Raw genomic sequence first — 25,281 nt, 5'->3', positions numbered from 1 at the left:
GGAGGACAGTGTGAAGACCACCAAGAAGGCTGCGCTCAGCGGTCTCGCGCTCACCGCTTCGGCGGTGCTGCTCGCCGGATGCGGGTCGGCGCCGGAGGAGACCACGGGCGGAACCGAGGTCGACAGCGACTTCCACCCCTGCCTCATCTCCGATGAGGGCGGCTGGAACGACCGCTCGTTCAACCAGTCCGCCAAGGAGGGCATGGACCGCGCGATCGAGGAGCTCGGCATCGAGGGCACCGAGATGGAGTCCACGAACGCGAACGACTACGCGCCGAACCTCGAGACGCTCGTCTCGGAGGGCTGCTCGCTCATCATCTCGGTCGGGTTCAACCTCTCGGCGGCGACGGTCGAGTCGGCGCTGGCGAACCCCGACGTCGACTACGCGATCATCGACGATTGGGCCGACAACGACTTCGACGGCGAGACGGACGCGCCGAACATCAAGCCGCTCGTGTTCGACACGGCGCAGGCCGCGTACCTCGGCGGCTACGCCGCCGCAGCCTGGTCGGCGCAGTCGGGCGTGAACAAGGTCGGCACCTTCGGCGGCGCGCAGATCCCCTCGGTCGCGGTCTTCATGGACGGCTACCAGCTCGGCGTCGAGAAGTACAACGAGGACAAGGGCGCGAACGTCGAGGTCGTCGGCTGGGACGTGGAGTCGCAGACGGGTTCGTTCACGGGCGGGTTCGAGGCGAACGATGTCGCGCGCCAGACCGCGCAGGGCATCCTCGACCAGGGCGTGGACGTCATCCTCCCGGTCGGCGGCCCGATCTACACGAGCGCGGCGGCGGCCATCCAGGACAGCGGTGACGACGTCCTCATGATCGGCGTCGACAGCGACCTCGCGGTCAAGGAGCCGGACCTCGCCGACCTCGTCTACGTGTCGATCCAGAAGGCGATCGACCAGGCCGTGTTCGACGCCACGACGACCGCGGCGACCGGCGAGTTCGACGTCGAGCCCTACGTCGGCACGCTCGAGAACGAGGGCGTGACCCTGTCGAGCTTCCACGACTTCGAGTCGCAGCTCCCCGAGGGCCTCACCGACGAGCTGGCAGCTCTGCAGGAGCAGATCATCGCCGGCGACATCGTCGTCGAGTCGCCCAACTCGCCGTAAGGCGCATCGCTCGCATCGGGGCGGCCGGGCCCGTACCGGCCGCCCCGACGCGCGCTCAACCCACTTCTGTCCACGACCATCCGCGCACGGTAGGGTGCCCACATGAAGCTCGAGCTCCGCGGAATCACGAAGCGATTCGGCAGCCTCGTCGCCAACGACCACATCGACCTGACCGTCGAGCCGGGCGAGATCCACGCCCTCCTCGGAGAGAACGGCGCCGGCAAGTCGACGCTCATGAACGTCCTGTACGGCCTCTACCAGGCCGACGAGGGGGAGATCCTCCTCGACGACGTGCCGCAGCGGTTCCGCGGGCCCGGCGACGCGATGGCGGCGGGCATCGGCATGGTGCATCAGCACTTCATGCTCATCCCGGTGTTCACCGTCGCGGAGAACGTCGCGCTGGGGCACGAGAAGGTGCGCCGCAGCGGCGCCCTCGACCTCGACGCCGCGCGCGCGGAGGTCCGTGGGGTCGCGGACCGCTTCGGATTCCACGTCGACCCTGATGCGATCGTCGAGGACCTGCCCGTGGGCGTCCAGCAGCGGGTCGAGATCATCAAGGCGCTCGCGCGCGACGCGCGCGTGCTCGTGTTCGACGAGCCCACTGCCGTGCTCACGCCGCAGGAGACCGACGAGCTCATGGCGATGATGCGGCAGCTGCGCGACGAGGGCGTCGGCATCGTGTTCATCACGCACAAGCTGCGCGAGGTGCGCGAGGTCGCCGACCGGATCACGGTCATCCGGCGCGGCAAGGTCGTGGGGGAGGCGTCGCCCACGTCGACCAACGCCGAGCTCGCCTCGCTCATGGTCGGCCGCGCTGTCGAGCTGACGGTGCACAAGGAGCCCGCTCGACCGCGGCCGGGAGGTCTCGTCGTCGAGGGGCTGCGCGTGCTCACGCCCGAGGGCGTCGTGCTCGTCGACGACGTGAGCTTCACGGTGCAGCCGGGGGAGATCCTCGCGATCGCGGGCGTGCAGGGCAACGGACAGACCGAGCTGACCGAGGCGATCATGGGCCTCGAGACCCGGGTGACCGGCTCCATCGCGCTCGACGGTCAGGAGCTCGTCGGAGCCTCCGTGCGCCGCATCCTCGACGCGGGCGTCGGATTCGTTCCCGAGGACCGGAAGATCGACGGCCTCGTGGGCGGCATGTCGATCGCGGAGAACCTCGTGCTCGACCGCTCTGACGCACCCGAATTCGTCACGGCGGGCACGCTGCGGCGGGGGGCGCTCGACGACTTCGCCCGCGAGCGCATCGAGGAGTTCGACATCCGCGCGCAGGGTCCGCTGACTCCGGCGGGCACGCTGTCGGGCGGAAACCAGCAGAAGGTCGTCGTGGCGCGCGAGATGAGCCGTGACCTCAAGGTGCTGCTCGCAGCCCAGCCCACGCGCGGCGTCGACGTCGGCTCGATCGAGTTCATCCACAGCCGGATCGTCGCCGCGCGCGACGCCGGGGTGGCCGTCATCGTCGTGTCGACCGAGCTCGACGAGGTCGTCGCGCTCGCCGACCGGATCGCGGTGATGTACCGAGGCAGGATCGTCGGCATCGTGCCGAGCGACACCCCACGCGACGTGCTCGGCCTCATGATGGCCGGTGCGCAGGAGGCAGCGGCATGAGCGAGACCACCCCGGCCCCGCAGGCGCCGCAGCCCCACACGGCGACCCCCGAGGTGCCCCGCGGCAACGCCGTGCTGCGCGACATCCTCCGCGGCAGCGTCGTCACGTCGATCCTCGCCCTCCTCGTCGCCATGGTGGTGGGCGGCATCCTCATCGCGCTCACGAACGAGGACGTCCGGACGGCGTCCGGCTACTTCTTCGCCCGGCCCGCCGACACCTTCCGCGCCATCTGGGACGCCGTCTACGGCGGATACGAGGCCCTCTTCCGCGGCGCGATCTACAACTCCCGCGCGGACGACTTCCTCACGGCCATCCGCCCGCTCACGAACACGCTCGGCAATGCGGCTCCGCTCATCGCGGCCGGTCTCGGCGTCGCGCTGGCCTTCCGGGTCGGGATGTTCAACATCGGCGCGCAGGGCCAGATCCTCTTCGGCGCCGCCTTCTCGGCGCTCATGACCTTCCGGCTCGACCTTCCCCTCGCACTCCAGCTGCCGCTCACCCTCATCGCGGGCCTCGTCGGCGGCGCGATCTGGGCCGGGATCGCGGGCATCCTGAAGGCGCGCACGGGCGCGCACGAGGTCATCCTCACGATCATGCTGAACTACATCGCCGTCTACCTCGTGGACTGGATGGTCAGCACCGCCGGCGTGCTGCAGAAGCCGGGGTCGAACCAGCCGATCTCGGCGGCCACGCCCTCGGGTGCGCTCTTCCCCGATCTCTTCGGTCCCGCGTACCCGAACCTCGACGTCGGGTTCCTGCTCGTCATCGCCGCGACGGTGTTCGTGTGGTGGCTCATCGAGCGCTCGAGCCTCGGGCTCCGCATGCGCGCGGTGGGCGAGAACCCGCACGCCGCGCGCGCAGCGGGCATCTCGGTGCAGCGGATCTACGTGTACGCGATGCTCTTCGCGGGAGGGCTCGCGGGTCTCGCGGCCATGAACCAGATCCAGGGCGCCGTCACGAGCGGCTTCGACAGCCACATCGACGCCGGCTTCGGCTTCGATGCCATCACGGTCGCGCTCCTCGGCCGCAGCCGCGCATGGGGCACGTTCGTCGCCGGTCTGCTCTTCGGCGCGCTGAAGGCCGGCAGCTACACGATGCAGGCGTCGGAGGGGATCCCGGTCGACATCGTGCTCGTCGTGCAGGCGCTCGTCGTCCTCTTCGTCGCCGCGCCGCCCCTCATCCGCACGATGTTCTTCCTGCCGAAGGACGAATCCGAGAAGAGCGCCAGGGCACGAGCCAAGGCGGCGCGGAAGGCGGTCGCACGATGACGAACACGACAGCTCCCGCTTCCGTCGAGGCGCCCACGGTCGTCCGCGTCCGGCGCCCGAAGCTCGCGATCACGCTCGGCGTGCTCACCGTTCTGCTCGCGGCCCTCTTCATCCTCGCCGCGCGAGAGGGCTGGACGACGTTCCGGCTGAGCGGCGCAGACGCCCTCATCCCGCTGGGCGAGGTGAGCATCCCGACGGCTCCGTTCGTATGGGGGACGCTCGCGCTCCTCGTGGCGCTCACGGCCTGGGCGGTGGCCGACACGCTGGCGTATCGACGCAGCCCGCTGTGGCTCTCGATCGCCTACGGCATCCTCGCCCTCTTCGGCTTCCTCACCTGGGCCGGCGCCGACGGGCTCGTGCCGGTCATCAGCCTGCTCTCCGGTGCGCTGTCGATCTCGGTGCCGATCGTCTTCGGCGCGCTCGGCGGCGTGATCGGCGAGCGCGTCGGCGTCGTCAACGTCGCGATCGAGGGCCAGCTCCTGTTCGGGGCGTTCAGCGCTGCGCTCCTGTCGAGCATCACGGGCAATCCGTTCGTCGGGCTCCTCGGCGCCATGATCGGCGGCGTGCTCGTCTCGCTCGTGCTCGCCGTCTTCGCGATCAAGTACCTCGTCGAGCAGGTCATCGTCGGCGTCGTGCTGAACGTGCTCGTGACCGGCCTCACGGGCTTCCTCTTCGGCATCCTGCTCGTGCCGAACGAGCTCGAGCTCAACCGCCCTGCGACGTTCGACCGCCTGCCCATCCCGGGCCTCGTCGAGATCCCGCTGCTGGGGCCGGTGCTCTTCAACCAGTCGTTCCTCGTGTACTTCATGTACTTCGCCGTCGCCGCGGTCGCCTGGGGTCTGTACCGCACGCGGTGGGGACTCCGCGTCCGCGCCGTCGGCGAGCACCCGCAGGCGGCGGACACCGTGGGCATCAGGGTCAACCCGATGCGCTTCTGGAACGTGAACCTCGCCGGCGCGATCGCCGGTGCGGGCGGCGCGTACTTCACGCTCGTCTCCGTCCCGCAGTTCAACGAGGAGATGACGGGCGGCCTCGGCTTCATCGCACTCGCCGCGGTCATCTTCGGACGCTGGGACCCGATCCGCGCGACGCTCGCGGCCCTGCTGTTCGGATTCGCCACCAACCTGCAGAACCTGCTCTCGGTGCTGGGCACGCCCATCCCGAGCCAGTTCATGCTCATGCTCCCCTACGTCGTGACGATCCTCGCGGTCGCCGGGTTCGTGGGGCAGTCGCGCGGCCCCGCCGCCGCCGGCAAGCCGTACATCAAGGGCTAGGAGAGATGACAGACATCGACTGGGACGAGCTGCGTGCCGTCGCGACCGACGCCATGACCCGGGCGTACGTGCCCTACTCGAAGTTCCCCGTGGGGGCGGCCGCCCTCGTGACGGATGGCCGGATCGTCGCGGGGTGCAACACCGAGAACGCGTCGTACGGCGTCGGGCTGTGCGCCGAGTGCGGCCTCATCTCGAATCTCGCCATGACCGGCGGCGGGCAGCTCGTCGCGTTCGTGTGCGTGGATCGCGAGGGCCGCACCCTCATGCCGTGCGGACGCTGCCGGCAGCTGCTGTTCGAGCACGCCCTGCCGGGCATGCTGCTCGAGACCGTGTCGGGCATCCGCAGCATCGAAGAGGTGCTGCCCGACGCGTTCGGACCCCGAGACCTGGAGGAGCGATGAGCCCCGAGCCGTTCGACGCCGTCGACGTCATCCGCGCCAAGCGCGACGGCGGCGCGGTCCCCGAGGACGCGCTGCGCTGGATGGTCGACGCCTACACGCGCGGGTACGTCTCCGACGCGCAGATGTCGGCGTTCACGATGGCCGTGCTGCTGAACGGCATGGAGCGGGACGAGATCCGCGTCATGACGGACGCGATGATCGCGTCGGGGGAGCGGATGTCGTTCGCGTCGCTCGACAAGCCGACTGCCGACAAGCACTCCACGGGCGGCGTGGGCGACAAGATCACGCTGCCCCTCGCCCCGCTCGTGGCGGCCTTCGGCATCGCCGTGCCGCAGCTCTCCGGGCGGGGGCTCGGCCACACGGGCGGCACGCTCGACAAGCTCGAGTCGATTCCCGGCTGGCGCGCCGCCCTCTCGAACGAGGAGATGCTCGCCCAGCTCGCCGACGTCGGCGCCGTGATCTGCGCCGCGGGCACCGGTCTCGCCCCCGCCGACAAGAAGCTCTACGCGCTGCGCGATGTCACCGGCACGGTCGAGGCCATCCCGCTCATCGCGTCGAGCATCATGTCGAAGAAGATCGCGGAGGGCACCGACTCGCTCGTGCTCGACGTGAAGTTCGGCACGGGCGCCTTCATGAAGGACCCCGCGCGCGCACGCGAGCTCGCCGAGACGATGGTCGCGCTCGGCACGGACTCCGGCGTGAAGACCACGGCGCTCCTCACCGACATGAACACCCCGCTCGGGCTTGCGATCGGCAATGCGAACGAGGTGCGCGAGTCGGTCGAGGTGCTCGCGGGCGGCGGCCCCGCCGACGTCGTCGAGCTCACCGTCGCGCTCGCCCGCGAGATGCTCGCGCTCGCCGGACAGCCCGACGCCGACGTCGAGGCGGCGCTCGCGGACGGCCGCGCGATGGACACCTGGCGCCGCATGATCCGCGCGCAGGACGGCGACCCCGATGCGCCCCTGCCCGTCGCACGCGAGACGCACACCGTGACGGCGAGCCGCTCGGGCGTCGTCACCCGGATGGACGCCTACGACTTCGGGATCGCCGCGTGGCGGCTCGGAGCAGGGCGCGCCCGGGCCGAGGACGCGGTCGTCCACGCGGCCGGCATCGACCTGCTCGTGAAGCCTGGCGACGCGGTCGCCGAGGGCCAGGCGCTCTTCACGCTCTCGGCGGATGACGGCGCGCGCTTCGACAGGGCGCTGGACGCTCTCGACGGCGCGTACGAGATCGGGGATACTGCTCCCGAGACCGCGCCTCTCGTGCGCGAGCGCATCACCGCCTGACCGACCGACGACATCCGGACCGCGGCCATCCCGCATCCGTCCGCACCGCACGACCCTGGAGGCCGACATGGCGAAGGACAAGACCGCTGAGCCCCGCGTGCAGGGCGTCGCGCTGCGCAGCCTGCCCAAGGTCTCGCTGCACGACCACCTCGACGGCGGCCTGCGGCCGGAGACCATCCTCGAGCTCGCGGAGGGGACGGATGTCGCGCTGCCGGCGTCGGACGCCGCGTCGCTCCAGGAGTGGTTCGCCGAGCGTGCGGACTCCGGCTCGCTCGTCGAGTACCTGAAGACCTTCGAGATCACCGTGGGCGTCATGCAGACACGCGAGGCGCTCACGCGCGTCGCGCGCGAGTTCGTCGAGGACCTCGCGGCCGACGGCGTCGTGTACGGCGAGGTGCGCTGGGCGCCCGAGCAGCACCTCGACGGCGGGCTCACGCTCGAGGAGGCCGTCGAGGCCGTGCAGGACGGCATCGAGCAGGGCGAGGACATCGTCGAGGACAGCGGGCGGAGCATCCGCGTGGGCCAGATCCTCTCCGCGATGCGCCAGGGCGACCGCGTGCAGGAGGTCGCCGAGCTCGCTGTCGCGTTCCGCCAGGACGGGGTCGTGGCGTTCGACATCGCCGGTCCTGAGGACGGCTTCCCGCCCTCGCAGCACCGTGCGGCGTTCGACTACCTCGCCGGCGAGTTCTTCCCGGTCACCGTGCACGCGGGCGAGGCCGCTGGTGTCGCGTCGATCCGGTCGGCCCTCCTCGACGGGCGCGCGCTGCGCCTGGGGCACGGCGTCGCGATCGCCCGGGACCTCGAGGTCGTCTCGCGCGAGGGCGAGGAGGTGCTCGTGCAGTTCGGCGACCTGGCGCGCTGGGTGCGGGATCGGGAGATCCCGCTGGAGCTGTCGCCCTCGTCGAACCTGCAGACCGGCGCCGTGGCCCACTGGGGGAGCCAGATCGAGGACCATCCGTTCGACCTGCTCTACCAGCTCGGCTTCTGCGTGACGGTCAACACCGACAACCGCCTCATGAGCCGCACGTCCCTCACGCGCGAGCTGGCCATCCTGCAGGCGGCCTTCGGCTACGACCTCGACGACATCGAGCAGTTCCAGCTCAACGCCGCGGCCGCGTCGTTCCTGCCGGTCGAGCAGCGCGAGGAGCTCATCGACCTCATCTCCGAGGGCTTCGCGCGGTAGGCGCCGCCCCCTGGGGCATGTCTCACTCGCCGCGGGATAGCCGACGGATATCCCGCGGCGAGTGAGACATGCTGCGCAGGGCGGGGCCTATGCGGCCTGGTGCTCCGCGACGGCCGAGCGGATGGCCGGGAACAGCGGATGGGCGGGTTCGAGACCCGTGACCTGCTGCGTAAACGCGTCGGCGTCGAGCTCGCCGAGGAGCGCCTGCAGCTGCGCGGCCTGCTCGTCGCCCTCGTCGGAGAACGCGAGGGCCGCCGAGATCGCCGCGACGAGGGCGCTCGTCGACAGGCCGCGCTCGGCAGCCTCGGCGGCGGGGCCCACGAAGCGCTCGTGGCGCGACAGCTTGCGCAGCGGCTGTCGTCCCACGCGCTTGACGGTGTCGGGCAGCGCCGGATTGCGGAACCGCTCGAGGATCGTCGCGCGGTAGGTCGCGAGCTCGTCGGCGGGGAACCCGTGCTTCGCGGCGAGCAGCGCCGACGTCTCCTCGAGAGCCGCCTCGACCGAGGCCGCGACGGCCGGGTCGGCCAGCGCCTCGGCGATCCGCTCGAAGCCTGCGCGGGCGCCGTGGTACGCGGTCGCCGCGTGCCCGGTGTTCACCGTGAAGAGCTTCCGCTCGATGTACGGCGCGAGGTCGTCGACGAAGTGCGCCCCGGGGATGCTCGGCAGGTCGCCGTCGAACGGGCCGCGCTCGATCGCCCACTCGAAGAACGGCTCGACCGTGACGTCGATGCCGCCGTCGGCCGGCTGGCCGGGGACGATCCGGTCGACGGCCGTGTTCGCGAACACGACGCGACCCTCGAGGGCGTCCCACGTGCCGCCGGCGAGCTCGACGATCTCCGCGCGGAGCTGGTCGGTCGCTCCGATCGCGTTCTCGCACGCCATGACCTGCAGCGGGGGAGCGTCGGGGTCGCGCAGCGCGATCCCGGCGAGGATGTGCGGAGCGATGAACCTCAGGATCGTCGGCCCGACGGCGGTCGTGACGACGTTGGCCGTCGCGACCTCGTCGGCCACCGCCTGCGGGTCCTCTGCGCTGTTCACCGCGCGGAACCCCGTGACCTCCCGGTCGACGCCGCCCGCGCCGACCTCGTGGACCGTGTACGCGTCGGCGGCAGCCAGCGCGTCGACGAGGGGAGCGGCGACGTCGGAGAAGACGACCTCGTACCCTCCCTCGTGCAGCAGCAGGCCGACGAAGCCGCGGCCGATGTTCCCTGCTCCGAAGTGGACGGCCTTCATCAGTCCTCCTGGTTGACGCTCTGGAAGAGCTCGAAGAGCTCCTCGGGGGTCGCGGCGGCCTTGAGGCGCGCGATCTGCGACTCGTCGCTGAACAGCTCGGCGACGTTCGACAGGATCTTCAGGTGCTCGTCGCCCTTGCCGGCGATGCCGACGACGAACGTCACCGCGTCGCCGTCCCAGTCGACCCCGCCGTCGTAGCGGACAACCGAGAGCGCCGACCCGAGAATGGCGTCCTTCGCCTCGTTCGTGCCGTGCGGGATGGCCAGCTCGTTGCCCATGAAGGTCGACACGGTCTGCTCTCGGGCCAGCATCGCGTCGAAGTACGCGCCGGTGACGGCACCTGCGCTCGCGAGGATATCGGCGGCCTCCTGGAGCGCCTCCTCCCGCGTCGCGGAGCCGGCGTGGATGCGGACGCTGCCGCGCGTGAGGACCGCGTCGTCGGCGGGGCGCGATGTGCCGCTGCCGATCGGGCCGGTCGTCGTGGGCACGGCACGCGCCTCGCGACGCGTCGTGGGCACGGCGGGCGCGTCGGCCTCCGCGGGGGCCGCCCCGCCCGATGCCTGCTCGCGCAGGAGCTCCACGACCTCGTCGTAGCGCGGCGAGTTCATGAAGTTGTCCACGGAGACGTGCACAGCGCTCTGCTCCCGCTGGCGGGCGCGGTCGGTCAGCTGCGCCTGCGTGATCACGAGGTCCGCCGTGCCGTCGAGCGACGCGATGGCCTTGTTCGTGACCGTGACGCCCTCGATGCCCGCCTGCTTGATCTTGTTGCGCAGGACGCTCGCTCCCATCGCCGACGACCCCATGCCGGCGTCGCACGCGAAGATGACCTTCTCGATCGGCCGGGTCGCGACGGCCGTGCCGCCGGCGAGGCCGCCCAGCACGCTGGACTTCCGGCCCTTGTTCGCCTCTGTGCGCGCGACGGCGTCGGCGAATCCGTCTGCGCCCGCCGCTTCGGCGGCGAGGTCGCGCTTGCGGCTTGCGCGCAGGATGACCGCGGCGATGAGGAACGTGACGGCCGCCGACAGCACGACCGCGAGGATGACCCCGAGGTAGCTGTCGCGCGCGGTCTGGATGAGGACGGCGATGATCGAGCCCGGCGCCGCGGGGGCCACGAGGCCCGAGCGGAAGAGCACGTTGGTCGCCACACCCGTCATGCCGCCGCCGATCACCGCGAGGATGAGGGCCGGCTTCATGAGCACGTACGGGAAGTACACCTCGTGGATGCCGCCGAAGAAGTGGATGATCGCTGCACCGGGAGCGGAGGCGCGAGCCGCGCCGACGCCGAAGAAGGTGAAGGCGAGGAGCAGGCCGAGGCCCACGCCCGGGTTCGCCTCGAGGAGGAAGAGGATCGACTTGCCGTCCTCCGTCGCCTGCGCGAGGCCGAGCGGCGTGAGCACGCCGTGGTTGATCGCGTTGTTGAGGAAGAACACCTTGGCCGGCTCGATGAGGATGCTCGTGAGCGGCAGCAGGTTGTTGTCGACGAGCCATCCCACGGCCCCGCCGAGGATGTTCATGAGGAAGTTCACGACCGGCGCGAGCACGTAGAACGCGAAGATCGCCGCGACGAAGCCGAAGATGCCGGCCGAGAACATGTTGACGAGCATCTCGAAGCCGGCCTTGACGCGGCCCTCCCAGAGCGCGTCGAGCTTCTTCATGATCCACGCGGCGAGCGGGCCCATGATCATCGCGCCGATGAACATGTGGATCGTCGGGATGGGGCTCTCGCCCGCGGGGAGGTCCGCGTTCTGCAGGCCGATGAGCCAGTCCGAGCCGGCGATCGCGCCGAAGGTCGCGATCGACGCGACGACCGCACCGCGCGTGTCGTAGATCATCCGACCGCCCTGCGCGGCGATGAGGATCGGCAGGAGGTAGTGGATCATCGGCCCGACGATCGAGTTGAGCGCCTCGTTGGGCGTCCACCCGACCTCGATGAAGAACGCGGTGAAGAGGCCCCATGCGATGAGCGCGGGGATGTTGGGCATGATCATGCCGGAGAGGAAGGTGCCGACCTTCTGCACTCCGACGCGAAGCGATCCGGGCGTCTTCGCCGCGGTGCGGGTGTCACTCATGGGTATCGGGCTTTCTGCTGTGGGGGATCTCAGGAGGAGACGGCGGCTCGGGCGGCGTCGCGCGCCGCCTCCGCGCTGCTCGCCGAGAGCGCGGCCTGCGCGATGCGCTGCGCGTCCTCGAGGGTGTGCTTCAGGAGCTCGGCGCGCACGTCGACGAGTGCGGGCGGGGACATCGACAGCGTCGTGGCGCCCAGGCCGACGAGGACGACCGCGAGGAGCGGGTCGGCCGCGGCCTGACCGCAGATGCCGACCGGCTTGCCGTGCTTCGCGCCGGCCCGGCCGATCTCGGCGATGAGGCGCAGCACGGCGGGGTGCCACGGGTCCTGGTACGACGACACCGTGCCGAGCATGCGGTCGGCCGCCATCGTGTACTGCACGAGGTCGTTCGTGCCCACCGAGCCGAAGTCGGTGACCTCGTACACCGCGTCCGCGAGGAGCGCGACCGACGGCACCTCGACCATGACGCCGGCCGTCTTGATGCCGTGCTCGCGCGCGATGCGCGTGAAGTACTCGGCCTCCTCGACCGTGGCCACCATGGGCGCCATGACCCAGAGATCGGCGTCGGTCGCCGCGTCGGCGTTCGCGAGCGCCGTGAGCTGGTCGCGGAGGACCTCCTCGTGGTGGCGCAGCGCGCGCAGACCGCGTCGGCCGAGCGCGGGGTTCTCCTCGCCCTCGTCGGTGAGGAACTTCAGCGGCTTGTCCGCACCCGCGTCGAGCGCGCGCACCACGACCTTCCTGCCGGGGAAGGCCTCGAGCAGCTTCGTGTACGACGCCGTCTGCGATTCGACGCTGGGCGCCTCGTCGGAGCTGAGGAACAGGAACTCGGTGCGGAAGAGCCCCACGCCCTCGGCGCCCAGCGCGACGGCCTCGGCCGCGCCATCCGGGTTGCCGAGGTTCGCGAGCAGCGGCACGGCCGTGCCGTCCGCGAGCGCACCGGGGGTGATCGGCGCGCTCGCCGCGGCGGGCCGCGCCTCCGCGCGCTCGGCCGCCGCCGCGCGCTGCTCGTCGGTCGGGTCGATCGTGACGACGCCGGCCGCCGCGTCGACGATCGCGACGGCGCCGTCGACGAGCGCATCGCTCTCGCCGGTCCCGACGATCGCCACGATGCCCTTGTCGCCCGCGAGGATCGCCGTGTGCGACGTCGGGCCGCCCTCCGTGGTCACGACCGCGAGGACCTTCTCGAGGTCGAGCAGGGCCGTGTCGGCCGGGGCGAGGTCGGGCGCGACGAGGACGAACGGATGGCCGGGGTCGGGCACGCCGGGAGCGGAGACACCGCGCAGGTGCGCGATGACGCGCTGCGCGACGTCGGCGAGGTCGGCGGCGCGCTCGCCGAGGTAGCCGCCCATCGCCTGGAGGGTCTCGGCGAACTCCGCGAAGGCCGCGTGCACGGCCCACTCGCCCGTGCTGCCCGCGTCGATGCGCGCGTGGACGCCCTCCTCGAGGGTCGGGTCCTCGGCCATCATGGCCTGGGCCTCGAGCACGTCGCGGGCCGCGCCGCCGGCGCGCTCGCCGCGGGCGTTGAGCTCCGCGGCGACGGCCGCGACCGCCGCGGCGACCGCGGCCTTCTCCTCGTCGGGGCTCTTCGCGCTCTTCTCGTCGCGCGGCGGCTCGAGGCGCGATGCCATGCGGGCGATCGGCCCCTGCGCGACGCCCTGGCCGATCCCGACGCCGCGGAGCTCGAGCATCACTCGGCGTCCGTGTCGGTCTCGAGCTGAGCCGTGAGCTGGTCGAGCACGGCCTCGGCGCCGTCGCCCTCGACCGTGAGGGTGACCTCGTCGCCCGTGTTGGCCCCGAGCGAGATGACACCGAGGATGCTCGCGGCGTTGACGGGCTTGCCGTCGCCCTTCGCGATCGTGACGGCGAGCCCCGAGTTCTTGGCGGCCTCGGCGAACAGCTTGGCGGGGCGCGCGTGCAGTCCGTGCGACGATGCGATCTTCACGGTGCGTGTGACAGCGGACATGGGTGCTCCTTGCGGTTCATTCGGATGCGGGCGCATCCGGGGCGGCGGCGGCCCGCACGAGCGCGAGCACGCGCGTGCCGTCGGTGTCGGTGAAGACGTCGTCCGGCAGCGGCACGACGGCGACCCCGCGCGGCGACGCCGCCCCGCGGATCGCGTCGAGCGATGTCGTGAGGTGCGGCCCCACGAGCACGATGTCCGCCGCGTCGAGATCGACCGGCAGCGACACCTGCGTGCCCGCGAAGGCCGACCAGGAGAGCCCGGCGGCGCGCGCAGCGCGGTTCACGCGATGCGCGACGAACGTGCTCGATGCCCCTGCACCGCACACAACCAGGATCCTCATCGACGCCTCCTGATCCTCATCCTCCCGAGGCGCGCTCGGCAGGACAACCACTCTTTCTTCCGCCCGGGCGGAAAGCGCGGGCGGCCCCACACGCCGCAGCGCGCCCGGGGCGTGCGCCCGCGCCCAGCGCGACGTGATTGACTGTCGGAGGAGGAGGTGCGCGTGTCGAGACAGCGTCAGGATCGTCTCGTCGCGATCCTCCTCAGGGACGGCGGATGGATGACGGCCGCGGCGCTCGCCGACCTCCTCGGCGTCACGCCGCGCAGCGTGCGCTCGTACGTGACCGCCGTGAACGCGCGCGTGCCCGACCATCCGGTCATCGCCTCGGGCCCCGCGGGGTATCGCGCGCACCCCACGGGCGCCGCGCTCCTGCGCGAGCGCGACCAGCCCCCGCAGAGCGCGCCGCGCGACCGCCTGCACCGGCTCATCCATGCGCTCATCGATGCGGACGACGGCCTCGACGTGTACGAGACCGCCGACGCGTTCCACGTGAGCGAGGCGACGCTCGAGTCCGACCTCGCGCGCGTGCGCGCTCTCGTCCGCGAAGGCGGCGAGCTCTCCCTCGACCGCAGCGGGCCGCGCATCGCGCTCGTCGGCACCGAGCTCGCGCGCCGCCGCCTGCTGTCGTCGCTCGCGCACGACGAGATGGAGGATGGCGCGTTCGACGTGGAGGCGCTCCGCCGGGTCGCGGGATCGACCTCGGTTCCCGCCGAGGCGTTCGGGCGGTTCAAGTCCGCCCTCGCGGCCGAGCTCGGCGACCTCGGCTACTTCGTGAACGAGTTCGCCGTCGCCGACGTCACCCTGCACGTGTCGATCGCCGTCGATCGCGCGAGCCAGGGCCGCGCGCTCGAGACGGTGCACGGCACGCCGCCCGCCGAGCAGGAGCGCCTGGCCGAGGTGGTCGGGCGCCTCGCGGAGGCGGCCCTCGGGGTGACCCTCGGGCGCGGCGACCGCATGCACCTCGCCTCGCTCCTCCTCACGCGCGTCGTCGTGCCCGGAGCCGGCGCCGTGGGCACCGCGGGCGTCGACCCGGTCGTGGACGCCGCCGTCCGCGCGGCGGTCGCCCGGGTGTCGAACGAGTACCTCGTCGCGCTCGGCCGCGACGAGTTCGTCGAGCGGCTCGCGCTGCACGTGCAGAACCTCGCGCACCGCGCCCGCGAGCAGGCGTGGTCGCGCAACCCGCTCACCCGATCGCTCAAGACGACGTACCCGATGATCTTCGAGGTCGCCGTCTCGATCGCGGGGGAGCTGTCCGAACGGCTCGGCATGTCGATCCGCGACGACGAGATCGCGTACATCGCGATGCACGTCGGCGGCGAGCTCGAGCGCGAGCGGCGCGCCGAGACCCGCCTCACCGCGACGATCGTGTGCCCGGGCTACTACGAGCTGCACGAGCTCCTCCGCTCGAGCATCACCCGCTCCCTCGGGCAGGCGGTCGAGGTCACCGAGGTCGTCACGCGCGTCGACCCCGACTGGAAGGCGATCGACACCGACCTCGTGCTGACGACGATCGAGCCGCCCACGCCGTCCGAGAGCACGGTCCGCATCCGCCCGTTCCTCACCGACGGCGACGTCGAGCGCGTCATGCAGGCCGCCGCCCGGATCCGCCGGGGCCGCCGTCTGTCGCGGCTGCGCGCCGAGCTCGAGCGCTACTTCGACGCCGGCGCCTTCGTCCGAGGCCTCGACGACGCCCTCGGCGAGGAGGGGATCATCCGCGCCCTCGGCGCGCTGCTCGTCGAGCGCGGGGTGATCGACGACGCCTACGTCGAGGGCGCGATCGAGCGCGAGCGGATGTCGTCGACCGCGTTCACCGACGCCCTCGCGGTTCCGCATGCGCTGCGGATGACGGCATCGCGCACGGCCATCGCGATCGGGATCGCCGACCCGTCGGTCGCATGGGGAGACGGGCGCGTGCAGGTGGTCGCCCTCGCCGCGTTCAGCGAGAGCGACCGCGAGGCGTTCCAGACGGTGTTCGAGCAGTTCGTCGAGGTGTTCGGCGAGCGTGAGAACGTGCAGCGGATCATCCGCCGCGGCACCGACTTCACCGGCTTCCTGGACGAGCTCGTCGCGATCATCGGCCGGTAATACTCTGCGAGCTCCGGGCGCTCAGCGCCCGGACGTTGAGCGAGCGCAGCGAGACGAAACGCAGTGAGCCGCCGCCGGTCGACTCAGCCCCGGTCGAGCGCCTCCCGCACCGCTGCGTCGAGCGCGGACAGGCGGGCAGCGGCGTCCTCGGGGGAGTCGCCGCGCACGTCGAGGTACGCCTTGAGCTTCGGCTCCGTCCCGCTCGGGCGCACGATGACGCGCGAGCCGTCGTCGAGCGTGTAGCGCAGGATGTCGCCCGACGGGCCGCCGTCTGCGGGGAGCAGGAGGTCCTCCGCGCGCGTCACGGCGCGCCCGCCGAACGCGCTGGGCGGCGACTGGCGGAGCGCATCCATGATCCGGCCGATGATCGAGATGTCGTCGACGCGGATCGAGACCTGGCCGCTCGCGAAGTGGCCGATCTCCGCGGCCAGCTCGTCGAGCATCCCGGAGATCGTCGTCCCGCGGCCGCGCGCCTCTGCCGCGAGGCCGAGGACGGCGACGGCCGCCGAGATGCCGTCCTTGTCGCGCACGGTCTCGGGGTTCACGAGGTAGCCCAGGGCCTCCTCGAAGCCGAACACGATGCCCGGGGCACGCGAGATCCACTTGAATCCGGTCAGGGTCGTGTGGAAGTCCAGTCCGTGCCGCTCGGCGATCGCTCCGAGCCCCGGCGACGACACGAGCGAGCAGGCGAGCGACGCCCCCGGCGTGCCCTCGGCGGAGCGTGCGGCCCGTGCACCCAGCAGCATCCCGATCTCGTTGCCGGTCAGCCGCCGCCATCCGTCGGGGCCCGGCACGCCGACCGCGAGCCGATCGGCGTCGGGGTCGTTCGCGAGGACGAACTCGGCGTCGTGCGCGGCTGCCGTCGCGAAGGCGAGGTCCATCGCGCCCGGCTCCTCGGGGTTCGGGAACGCGACGGTCGGGAAGGCCGCGTCGGGCGCGATCTGCTCCGCGACGACGGCCGGGGCCGGATACCCGGCGCGCGCGAGGATGCGCTCGAGCGTCTCCCACCCGACGCCGTGCATCGCCGTATAGGCCCAGCGCATCCCGGCGGCCGATGCGGGGGCCGGCGCGACCGCGGCGGTCGCGGCGACGTAGGCCTCGACGACCTCCTCGGCGGCGAGCTCGTACGCGTCGGAGCGCGGCAGGTCGGGAACGCGGACCTCGTCGGCGACGCGCTGGATGTGCGCGGCGATCTCTCGGTCGGCGGGCGAGACGATCTGCGCGCCCTCATCGGCCCCGCCGAGATAGACCTTGTACCCGTTGTCGTCGGGCGGGTTGTGGCTCGCGGTGACCATGACGCCCGCATCGGCGCCGAGGTGGCGCACCGCGAACGCGAGGACGGGCGTCGGCAGAAGGCGGGGGAGGAGGATGGCGGTCAGCCCGGCCCCCGCGAAGATCTCCGCGGAGTCGCGCGCGAACACGTCGGAGTTGCGGCGCCCGTCGTACCCGATGACGACGCGGGGCCGCGCGCCGTCCGTTGCGCGCTCGGACAGGTATGCCGCGAAGCCGGCGGCCGCCTGCGCCACGAGCACGCGGTTCATCCGCATGGGGCCCGCCCCGAGCTCTCCGCGCAGGCCGGCCGTGCCGAACGTGAGGCGCCCCGCGAAGCGGGAGGCGAGGTCTGCCGAGGCCGCGGCATCACCGCCCTCCGCGCGCGCGATGAGCCCGGACAGCTCCTCGCGGGTGACCGGGTCCGGGTCCTGCGCGAGCCAGTCGCGCGCGTGCGACAGGACGTCCATCAGAGCTTCCCCACGACCTCGGCGAGCAGAGCCGAGATCCGGCCCTCGGCCATCCGCCCCGCCTCGATGACCTCCTCGTGGCTGAGCGGATCGGGCGAGATCCCCGCGGCGAGGTTGGTGATGAGGGAGAACCCGAGGATCTCCATGCCGGCCTGGCGCGCGGCGATGGCCTCGAGGGCGGTCGACATGCCGACGATGTCGCCGCCGATCGCCTTCGCCATCTGCACCTCGGCGGGCGTCTCGTAGTGAGGGCCGCGGAACTGGCAGTAGACGCCGCTGTCGAGCGTCGGGTCGACCGAGAGCGCGATGTCGCGCAGGCGCGTCGCGTACAGGTCGGTGAGGTCGATGAACGTCGCGCCCTCGAGCGGCGAGTCGGCCGTGAGGTTGATGTGGTCGCTGATGAGCACGGGCTGGCCCGCGCTCCAGGTCTCCTTGATGCCGCCCGCGCCATTGGTGAGCACCATGACCTTCGCACCCGTCGCCGCGGCGGTGCGGACGCTGTGCACGACCCGGCGGACGCCGTGCCCTTCGTAGTAGTGCGTGCGCGCGCCGATCACGAGCACGTGCCGGCCTGCGGGCGTGCGGACGCTGCGGAGGGTTCCGACATGCCCCTCGAGCGCGGGGCGCGAGAAGCCCGTGACCTCCGTCGCCGGGATGGTCGCGACGGTCTCGCCGATGAGCTCGGCGGCCTTGCCCCAGCCGCTGCCGAGGGTCACCGCGACGTCGTGTCGCTCGACCCCCGTGAGCCGCGCGATGTCGGCCGCGGCGGCCTGGGCGACCTCGAACGGGTCGGCGGGCGGATCGAGCGGATGTGCGCCTTCCAGAGTCATGGCATGAGCATAACGACCGGTCTCCGGCCGGGGTCGTGCCGATCTCGCAGGAAGGGGGAGAATGGAGGCATGGTCTTTGATTTCGAGCGGACGCAGCGCATCGCGATTCTGGGAGGCGGCCCCGGCGGCTACGAGGCGGCCCTGGCGGGCGCTCAGCTCGGCGCCGACGTGACCCTCGTCGAGCACACGGGCGTCGGCGGGTCGGCGGTGCTGACCGACGTCGTCCCGTCGAAGACGCTCATCGCGACGGCCGACGCGGCCCAGTCGATCGCCGACGCGGGGGAGCTCGGCGTGCAGTTCTACGCGCGCGGCGAGGACGGCAAGCCGCTCAAACCCGAGGTCGCCATCAACCTCCTCGCGATCAACAAGCGCCTCCTCGCGCTCGCGGGGCAGCAGTCGGAGGACATGCGCGCGCAGCTCATCGAGGCCGGCGTCAAGATCATCTCCGGCCACGGGCGTCTCGAGGGCGATGAGGCGATCGTCGTCTCGACGGGCCCGAAGGGCACCGACTTCGACCGCGTCGAGGCCGACACGATCATCGTGTCGGTGGGCGCGTCGCCGCGCGAGCTGCCCTCGGCCAAGCCCGACGGCAAGCGCATCCTCACGTGGAAGCAGCTGTACGACCTCGAGGCCGTGCCCGAGCACCTCATCGTCGTCGGCTCCGGCGTCACGGGCGCCGAGTTCGCGTCGGCGTACATGAACCTCGGCGCGAAGGTCACGCTCGTCTCGAGCCGCGACCAGGTGCTCCCCGGCGAGGACCAGGACGCCGCGAAGGTCCTCGAGAAGGTCTTCACGCGCGGCGGCATGACGCTGCTCGCGAAGTCGCGCGCCGACAAGGTCGAGAACACGGGAGACGGCGTCACCGTCACCCTCTCCGACGGCCGCGTCGTCGAGGGCTCGCACTGCCTCATGGCGGTCGGCTCGATCCCGAACACCGCCGGCATCGGCCTCGAGGACGCGGGCGTCCAGCGCACGGAGTCGGGGCACATCCGCATCAACAAGGTGGGGCGCACGTCGGTGCCCAACGTGTACGCGGTGGGCGACTGCACGACGATGATGCCGCTCGCGTCGGTCGCGTCGATGCTCGGCCGCACCGCCGTCTTCCACGCGATGGGCGATGTGGCCATCCCCTTCGACACGCACAAGATCGCCTCCAACATCTTCACGAGCCCCGAGATCGCGACCGTCGGCTGGACGCAGCCCGCCGTCGACGAGGGCGAGGTCAGCGCGGAGGTGCACAAGCTGCCGCTCGCCTCGAATGCGCGCGCGAAGATGATGGGCGTCAAGGACGGCTTCGTGAAGCTCTACGCGCGCGAGGGATCCGGCACGATCGTCGGGGGCGTCATCGTCGCGCCCCGCGCGTCGGAGCTCATCTACCCGATCTCGATCGCGGTCGAGCGCCGTCTCACGGTGGACCAGATCGCGCGGGTGTTCGCGGCGTACCCGTCGCTCGCCGGCTCGATCACCGACGCCGCGCGCGCCCTGCACCACGTCGACCGCCGGAGCTAGCAACCTCAGGCGCCGGCGCGGCGCGCGGAAGAGCCGGCCACGGGATCGTCCCGGGCCGGCTCTTCGCATGCCGCCCTCGTGCACGCGGCTCTTCGCATGCCGCCCTCCCGCATGCCGCCCTCGTGCATGTCTCACTCGTCGTGGGTTTCGGGGTCCCATAACGACGATAAGTGAGACATGCAGAGCCGGAGGGGCGGCGAGGAGTGAGCAATCTGCGGACTTCTGACGGATGTCATTGCTCGGTCTGCTGGGTCGGCGTAGCGTGAGCGGTGTCCGGACCAGGACGGCAATGACGCCCACAAAGCGCAGCGCGAACGAGGAGGTTCCGCGATGTCGATCGCCATTCCCGCACCCCGCAGCGAGCTGGTCGAGGGGCTCGACACCCCGCTCGGCGTCCTCGCCCCCGACGGCTCCCGACGCGCGTGCCGCACGCTCGACGAGCACCTCGCCGACCTCGACGAGACCGCGCTCACCGACCTCTTCGTCGACATGTCCCTCGTGCGCCGCGTCGACGAGGAGGCCTTCGCCCTGACCCGTCAGGGCGAGCTCGTGCTGTGGCCGCCGCTGCGCGGACAGGAGGCGGCGCAGGTCGGGGCCGCGCACGCCCTCCGCGAGACGGACTTCGTCTTCGGCTCGTACCGCGAGCACGCCCTCGCCGTGCTGCGGGGCGTCGACCTCGGCGACCTGCTGCGCGTGTGGCAGGGCCACGCGCTCTCGGGCTGGGATCCCCTCGCGCATCGGATGGCCACGCCCCAGATCATCATCGGCGCGCAGACCCTGCACGCGACGGGATACGCGATGGCGGTGCGCCGCGACGGCGGCGACGACATCGCGGTCGCGTGCTTCGGCGACGGCGCGACGAGCGAGGGCGACGTGAGCGAGGCGATGGTGTTCGCGAGCTCGTTCCAGGCGCCCGTGGTGTTCCTCTGCCAGAACAACCAGTACGCGATCTCCGAGCCGGTCCGCGTGCAGTCGCACGCTGCGCTCGCGCTGCGCGCGACGGGCTTCGGGATCCCGGCCATCCGCGTCGACGGCAACGACGTGCTCGCGGTCCTCGCCGCGATGCGCGCGGCGGCCGACCGCGCGCGTCGGGGAGAGGGGCCGACGTTCGTCGAGGCGGTCACGTACCGGATGGGCCCGCACACGACGACGGACGACCCCGGCCGCTATCGGGACGCCGACGAGGTCGACGCCTGGCGCGCGAAGGACCCGATCGACCGGCTCGAGCGCCACCTCGCCTCCGTCGGGGCGCCGATCGAGCACATCCGGGAGGAGGCGCGGATCCGCTGCGACGCGATCGCCAAGGAGATGCGCGCGGCCGTCGTGAAGGGCGAGGCACCCGCCCCGGAGAGCCTCTTCGACCACGTGACCGTCACGCCCACGCGTCGGATCCGGCGCCAGCGAGCCGAGCACCTCGCATTCGCGGCGAGCATCCAGGAGGAGCGATGACGGTCGAGACCCTCAGCCTGGGCGCGGCCGTCGGGCGCGCCCTCGCGGACGCGCTCGAGGGCGACCCCGACGTTGTCCTCATGGGCGAGGACATCGGGCGGCTCGGCGGCGTCTTTCGCGTGACGGACGGACTGCAGGCGCGCTTCGGCGCGGAGCGCGTGATCGACGCGCCGCTCGCCGAGTCCGCGATCGTCGGAACCGCGGTCGGCATGGCCTACCGCGGCGCGCGACCGGTCGTCGAGATCCAGTTCGACGGCTTCGTCTTCCCCGCACTCGACCAGATCGTCACGCAGCTGTCGCGCCTGCACTACCGCACGCACGGTCGGCTGCGGATGCCCGTCACGATCCGCGTGCCGTTCGGCGGCGGGATCGGCTCGGTCGAGCACCACGCCGAGTCGCCCGAGGCGTACTTCGCGCACACGCCGGGCCTGCGCGTCGTCACGGCGTGGAGCCCGCAGGAGGCCTACTCGACGCTGCGTGCCGCGATCGCGAGCGACGACCCCGTCGTGTTCCTCGAGCCCAAGGCGCGGTACTGGTCCAAGGGGGAGGTCGACACGGCGCTCGTGCGCGACCTCGACACCGCCGAGGTGCTCGTCCGCGGACGCGACGTCACGCTCGCGGCGTACGGGGCGGTCGTGCAGACGGCGCTCGACGCCGCCCTCGCCGCCCGCGACGAGGGGATCGAGATCGAGGTCATCGACCTGCGCTCCATCTCGCCGCTCGACGTCGACACGGTCGTGGCGAGCGTCGAGCGGACCGGGCGCCTCGTCGTCGCCCACGAGGCGCCCGCCGAGGTGTCGGTGTCGAGCGAGCTCATCGCGAGCGTCGTCGAACGGGCGTTCGGGGCTCTCGAGGCGACCCCCGAGCGCGTGACCGGATACGACACGCCCTACCCGCCATCCGCTCTCGAGTCCCATTACCTGCCGAGCCTCGACCGCATCCTCGACGCGGTCGACCGCTCGCTCGGGCGCCGCTCGTCGCGGACGGGGCTCGTCCTCGAGGGGAGCGCGCGATGACCGCCGTGTTCCGCCTGCCCGACCTCGGGGAGGGCCTCACCGAGAGCGAGATCGTCGCGTGGAAGGTCTCTGAGGGCGACTCCGTCGCGCTCAACCAGGTCATCGCCGAGGTCGAGACCGCGAAGGCCGTCATCGACCTGCCGAGCCCCTACGCGGGCGTGATCCGCCGCCTGCACGCGAGCGAGGGCGAGACCGTCGAGGTCGGCGCCCCGCTCGTCGAGTACGACCTCGAGGACGCCGCAGAGGCGGCTGCCGACCCCGAGCCCGCAGAGCCCGCGGACGCCCCGCCCGCGCCATCCGCGGACGTCCCGCCCGCGCCATCCGCAGAGCCCGCGGAGCCCGAGCCATCCGAGCCGTCCGAGGAGCGGGTCGCCATGCTCGTCGGGTCGGTGCGGATGGACGGCGCGCGGCGCCCCACGCGCAGACCGCGCACGTTCGCGCAGACGCCGTTCGTGCGCGCGGAGCGGTCGCCCGCGCGCGCGTTCCCACCGGTCCGCCAGCTCGCGAAGCAGCGGGGGATCGACCTCGCCGCGGTCACGCCGACCGGCGAGGGCGGCGTCGTCACACGCGCCGACCTCGATCGCGCCGCCGCTCACCCCGCGCCGCCGACCTCGCACCGCGAGCGCCTGAGCGGGCTGCGCCGGGAGACGGCCAAGGCGATGACGGCGTCGGCGCTCTCGGTCCCGCACGCCGCGTGCTTCCTGCAGGTCGACGTCACGGAGACCCTGCGCCTCGCCCGCGACCTCGCCGCAGAGGGCGGGGCGAGCCCGACGCTCCTCTCGCTCGCCTCGCGCGCCATCGTGCTCGCGGCTCGACGCACGCCCGGCGTCAACGCGCGCTTCGACGCCGACGCGGGGGAGATCGAGTTCCATGATCGCGTGAACCTGGGCATCGCGGTGGCGACCGACCGCGGTCTCGTCGTCGCGAGCGTCGACGACGCCGAGCGTCTCGACGCCATCGCGCTCGCCGGCGCCATCGCCGAGCGCGCGGCCGCCGCGCGCGACGGCTCGATCGGGCTCGCCGCGCTCACGTCGTCGACGCTCACCGTGTCGAACGTCGGCGTCTTCGGCGTCGACGGCGGCATCCCGATCCTCACGCCCGGGCAGTCGGCGATCGTCGCCCTCGGCGCGGTGCGGCGCACGCCCTGGGAGCACGACGGCGACATCGCGCTGCGCGACGTCATGACGATCACGGTGTCGTTCGACCACCGGGTGATCGACGGCAGGGAGGCGAGCGCCTTCCTCGTCGACGTCGGGGAGATGCTCGAGCGACCGGGGCTCGCGCTCGCACGGGGGTGAGGATGGCCATGGAGCGGCTGACGACGACGGTGGACGCGGGCGGCGCGGAGGGCGCGGCGCGCGACGCGCGGATGCGCGAGCTCGTCGCCGACCTGCGCGCTCGGCTGGAGTCCGCGGCGCTCGGCGGCAGTGCCCGCGCGCGCGAGCGGCACGTCGCGCGCGGCAAGCTGCTGCCGCGCGAGCGCGTCGACCGGCTGCTCGATCCGGGCAGCCCGTTCCTCGAGCTGTCGCCGCTCGCGGCGAACGGCCTGTATGACGACGAGGCGCCCGCGGCCGGTCTCATCACCGGCATCGGCACGGTGTCGGGCCGCCGCTGCGTCGTCATCGCCAACGACGCGACGGTCAAGGGCGGCACGTACTTCCCGCTCACGGTCAAGAAGCACCTCCGCGCGCAGGAGGTCGCGCGAGAGAACCGGCTGCCGTGCATCAGCCTCGTCGACTCGGGCGGCGCATTCCTCCCGATGCAGGACGAGGTCTTCCCCGACCGCGAGCACTTCGGCCGCATCTTCTACAACCAGGCCACGATGAGTGCTGCGGGCATCCCGCAGATCGCGTGCGTCATGGGCTCTTCGACCGCGGGAGGCGCCTACGTGCCCGCCATGAGCGACGAGACCGTGATCGTGGCCGAGCAGGGGACGATCTTCCTCGGCGGCCCGCCGCTCGTCAAGGCGGCCACCGGCGAGGTCGTCTCGGCCGAGGACCTCGGCGGCGGCGAGCTGCACACGACGGTGTCGGGCGTGGCGGATCACCTCGCCGACTCCGACGAGCACGCGCTGCGCATCGTGCGCGACATCGTCGCGACGCTCCCGCCCGACCCGGCGCCGCCGTGGGAGATCGCCCCGCCCCGCGAGCCGGTCGTCGAACCCGAGACGCTCTATGCCGCCATCCCCGAGGATCTCCAGACGCCGTACGACGTGCGTGAGATCATCGCCCGCCTCGTCGACGCGAGCGCGTTCCACGAGTTCAAGGCGGGCTACGGCACGACGCTCGTGACCGGGTTCGCGCGCATCCTCGGCCACCCCGTCGGCATCGTCGCGAACCAGGGCGTTCTCTTCTCGGAGAGCGCGCTCAAGGGCGCGCACTTCGTCGAGCTGTGCGACCAGCGCGGCATCCCGCTCGTCTTCCTCCAGAACATCACGGGCTTCATGGTCGGCGCGGAGTACGAGCGCGGCGGGATCGCGAAGAACGGCGCGAAGATGGTCACCGCGGTGTCGTGCGCGCGCGTCCCGAAGCTCACCGTCGTCGTCGGAGGGTCGTTCGGAGCCGGCACCTACTCCATGTGCGGTCGCGCGTTCGACCCGCGGTTCCTCTGGCTGTGGCCCAATGCGCGGGTCTCGGTGATGGGAGGCCCCCAGGCCGCGAGCGTGCTCGCCACGGTCAAGCGCGAGCAGATCGAGGCCGACGGCGGCACCTGGTCCGACGCCGAGCAGGCCGCGTTCGAGGAGCCCATCCGCGAGCGGTACGAGCGCCAGGGGTCGCCGTACTACTCGACCGCGCGCCTGTGGGACGACGGCGTCATCGATCCCGCCGACACGCGTCGCGTGCTCGGCCTCGCCCTGGGCGTCGTCGGCCGCGCGCCCCTGCCCGACGTCCGCTACGGCGTCTTCCGGATGTGA

At 72.1% G+C, this 25,281-nt stretch carries 20 protein-coding genes; 13 read left to right on the top strand and 7 right to left on the bottom strand.

All coding sequences use genetic code 11. The annotated features are described in order from the left end of the window. Positions 1–10 precede the first annotated feature (10 nt). The 7 genes from PKE79_RS11655 to PKE79_RS11625 all read left to right on the top strand — a co-directional run bounded on the left by PKE79_RS11655 (position 11) and on the right by PKE79_RS11625 (position 8,137). Positions 11–1,114 carry a BMP family lipoprotein gene (locus tag PKE79_RS11655; protein ID WP_271173863.1) on the top strand — a complete coding sequence of 368 codons (1,104 nt, stop codon included), beginning with the start codon at positions 11–13 and terminating at the stop codon, positions 1,112–1,114. A 102-nt stretch (positions 1,115–1,216) separates the two neighbouring features. Next, complete coding sequence (locus tag PKE79_RS11650) at positions 1,217–2,725, top strand: ABC transporter ATP-binding protein (protein ID WP_271173862.1); 1,509 nt, start codon at positions 1,217–1,219, stop codon at positions 2,723–2,725. After that, a complete protein-coding gene (locus tag PKE79_RS11645; RefSeq protein ID WP_271173861.1) occupies positions 2,722–3,993 on the top strand; it encodes an ABC transporter permease in 1,272 nt (423 codons plus the stop codon). The genes PKE79_RS11650 and PKE79_RS11645 overlap by 4 nt, the downstream gene beginning before the upstream one ends. Next, positions 3,990–5,267 (top strand): ABC transporter permease, encoded by a 1,278-nt coding sequence (locus PKE79_RS11640; RefSeq protein ID WP_271173860.1) that lies wholly within the window; start codon positions 3,990–3,992, stop codon positions 5,265–5,267. Before PKE79_RS11645 ends, PKE79_RS11640 begins: the two co-directional genes overlap by 4 nt. Positions 5,268–5,272: 5 nt before the next feature. Further along, the gene (locus PKE79_RS11635; RefSeq protein ID WP_271173859.1) at positions 5,273–5,668 is read left to right on the top strand and encodes a cytidine deaminase; all 396 of its coding nucleotides are present in this window, start codon (positions 5,273–5,275) and stop codon (positions 5,666–5,668) included. Then, positions 5,665–6,954: a thymidine phosphorylase gene (locus PKE79_RS11630; RefSeq protein ID WP_271173858.1), complete on the top strand. Its 1,290-nt coding sequence runs from the start codon at positions 5,665–5,667 to the stop codon at positions 6,952–6,954. Before PKE79_RS11635 ends, PKE79_RS11630 begins: the two co-directional genes overlap by 4 nt. A 67-nt stretch (positions 6,955–7,021) precedes the next feature. Beyond that, positions 7,022–8,137: an adenosine deaminase gene (locus tag PKE79_RS11625; protein ID WP_271173857.1), complete on the top strand. Its 1,116-nt coding sequence runs from the start codon at positions 7,022–7,024 to the stop codon at positions 8,135–8,137. 87 nt (positions 8,138–8,224) lie between these two features. On the opposite strand, the gene PKE79_RS11620 is transcribed toward PKE79_RS11625, so the two are convergent. Genes PKE79_RS11620 through PKE79_RS11600 form a run of 5 tightly spaced genes read right to left on the bottom strand, consistent with a single transcriptional unit; the run spans position 8,225 to position 13,739 of the window. Then, complete coding sequence (locus PKE79_RS11620) at positions 8,225–9,370, bottom strand: mannitol-1-phosphate 5-dehydrogenase (RefSeq protein ID WP_271173856.1); 1,146 nt, start codon at positions 9,368–9,370, stop codon at positions 8,225–8,227. Next, positions 9,370–11,439 (bottom strand): PTS mannitol transporter subunit IICBA, encoded by a 2,070-nt coding sequence (locus PKE79_RS11615; protein ID WP_271173855.1) that lies wholly within the window; start codon positions 11,437–11,439, stop codon positions 9,370–9,372. The genes PKE79_RS11620 and PKE79_RS11615 overlap by 1 nt, the downstream gene beginning before the upstream one ends. A 29-nt stretch (positions 11,440–11,468) precedes the next feature. Beyond that, a complete protein-coding gene (gene ptsP / locus PKE79_RS11610; RefSeq protein ID WP_271173854.1) occupies positions 11,469–13,124 on the bottom strand; it encodes a phosphoenolpyruvate--protein phosphotransferase in 1,656 nt (551 codons plus the stop codon). Then, positions 13,124–13,399 carry an HPr family phosphocarrier protein gene (locus tag PKE79_RS11605; protein ID WP_271173853.1) on the bottom strand — a complete coding sequence of 92 codons (276 nt, stop codon included), beginning with the start codon at positions 13,397–13,399 and terminating at the stop codon, positions 13,124–13,126. The genes ptsP and PKE79_RS11605 overlap by 1 nt, the downstream gene beginning before the upstream one ends. Positions 13,400–13,415: 16 nt before the next feature. Next, positions 13,416–13,739, bottom strand: a complete 324-nt coding sequence (locus PKE79_RS11600) for a PTS sugar transporter subunit IIB (RefSeq protein ID WP_271173852.1) — start codon at positions 13,737–13,739, stop codon at positions 13,416–13,418. A gap of 162 nt (positions 13,740–13,901) precedes the next feature. On the opposite strand from PKE79_RS11600, the gene PKE79_RS11595 reads away from it, so the two are divergent. Then, positions 13,902–15,824, top strand: a complete 1,923-nt coding sequence (locus PKE79_RS11595) for a BglG family transcription antiterminator (RefSeq protein WP_271173851.1) — start codon at positions 13,902–13,904, stop codon at positions 15,822–15,824. Positions 15,825–15,907: 83 nt separating this feature from the next. On the opposite strand, the gene PKE79_RS11590 is transcribed toward PKE79_RS11595, so the two are convergent. Both PKE79_RS11590 and PKE79_RS11585 read right to left on the bottom strand, forming a co-directional pair. Beyond that, positions 15,908–17,563: a phospho-sugar mutase gene (locus PKE79_RS11590; protein ID WP_271173850.1), complete on the bottom strand. Its 1,656-nt coding sequence runs from the start codon at positions 17,561–17,563 to the stop codon at positions 15,908–15,910. Continuing rightward, the gene (locus tag PKE79_RS11585) at positions 17,563–18,393 is read right to left on the bottom strand and encodes a purine-nucleoside phosphorylase (RefSeq protein ID WP_271173849.1); all 831 of its coding nucleotides are present in this window, start codon (positions 18,391–18,393) and stop codon (positions 17,563–17,565) included. Before PKE79_RS11585 ends, PKE79_RS11590 begins: the two co-directional genes overlap by 1 nt. Positions 18,394–18,462: 69 nt before the next feature. Between PKE79_RS11585 and PKE79_RS11580 the strand changes: the two genes are divergently transcribed. The 5 genes from PKE79_RS11580 to PKE79_RS11560 all read left to right on the top strand — a co-directional run bounded on the left by PKE79_RS11580 (position 18,463) and on the right by PKE79_RS11560 (position 25,281). Then, the gene (locus PKE79_RS11580) at positions 18,463–19,902 is read left to right on the top strand and encodes an NAD(P)H-quinone dehydrogenase (RefSeq protein WP_271173848.1); all 1,440 of its coding nucleotides are present in this window, start codon (positions 18,463–18,465) and stop codon (positions 19,900–19,902) included. Between the two features lie 330 nt (positions 19,903–20,232). After that, positions 20,233–21,351, top strand: a complete 1,119-nt coding sequence (gene pdhA, locus PKE79_RS11575; protein ID WP_271173847.1) for a pyruvate dehydrogenase (acetyl-transferring) E1 component subunit alpha — start codon at positions 20,233–20,235, stop codon at positions 21,349–21,351. Further along, complete coding sequence (locus PKE79_RS11570; RefSeq protein ID WP_271173846.1) at positions 21,348–22,367, top strand: alpha-ketoacid dehydrogenase subunit beta; 1,020 nt, start codon at positions 21,348–21,350, stop codon at positions 22,365–22,367. The genes pdhA and PKE79_RS11570 overlap by 4 nt, the downstream gene beginning before the upstream one ends. Continuing rightward, the gene (locus tag PKE79_RS11565) at positions 22,364–23,665 is read left to right on the top strand and encodes a dihydrolipoamide acetyltransferase family protein (protein WP_271173845.1); all 1,302 of its coding nucleotides are present in this window, start codon (positions 22,364–22,366) and stop codon (positions 23,663–23,665) included. Before PKE79_RS11570 ends, PKE79_RS11565 begins: the two co-directional genes overlap by 4 nt. Before the next feature lie 8 nt (positions 23,666–23,673). Beyond that, positions 23,674–25,281, top strand: a complete 1,608-nt coding sequence (locus PKE79_RS11560) for a carboxyl transferase domain-containing protein (RefSeq protein ID WP_271173844.1) — start codon at positions 23,674–23,676, stop codon at positions 25,279–25,281.

Origin of the sequence: Microbacterium barkeri (assembly GCF_027921765.1) — a bacterium.
GTDB classification, from domain to species: Bacteria; Actinomycetota; Actinomycetes; order Actinomycetales; family Microbacteriaceae; genus Microbacterium; species Microbacterium barkeri.
Note: the sequence above shows the minus strand (reverse complement) of the source record. Positions and strands in the feature narration are given on the sequence as shown.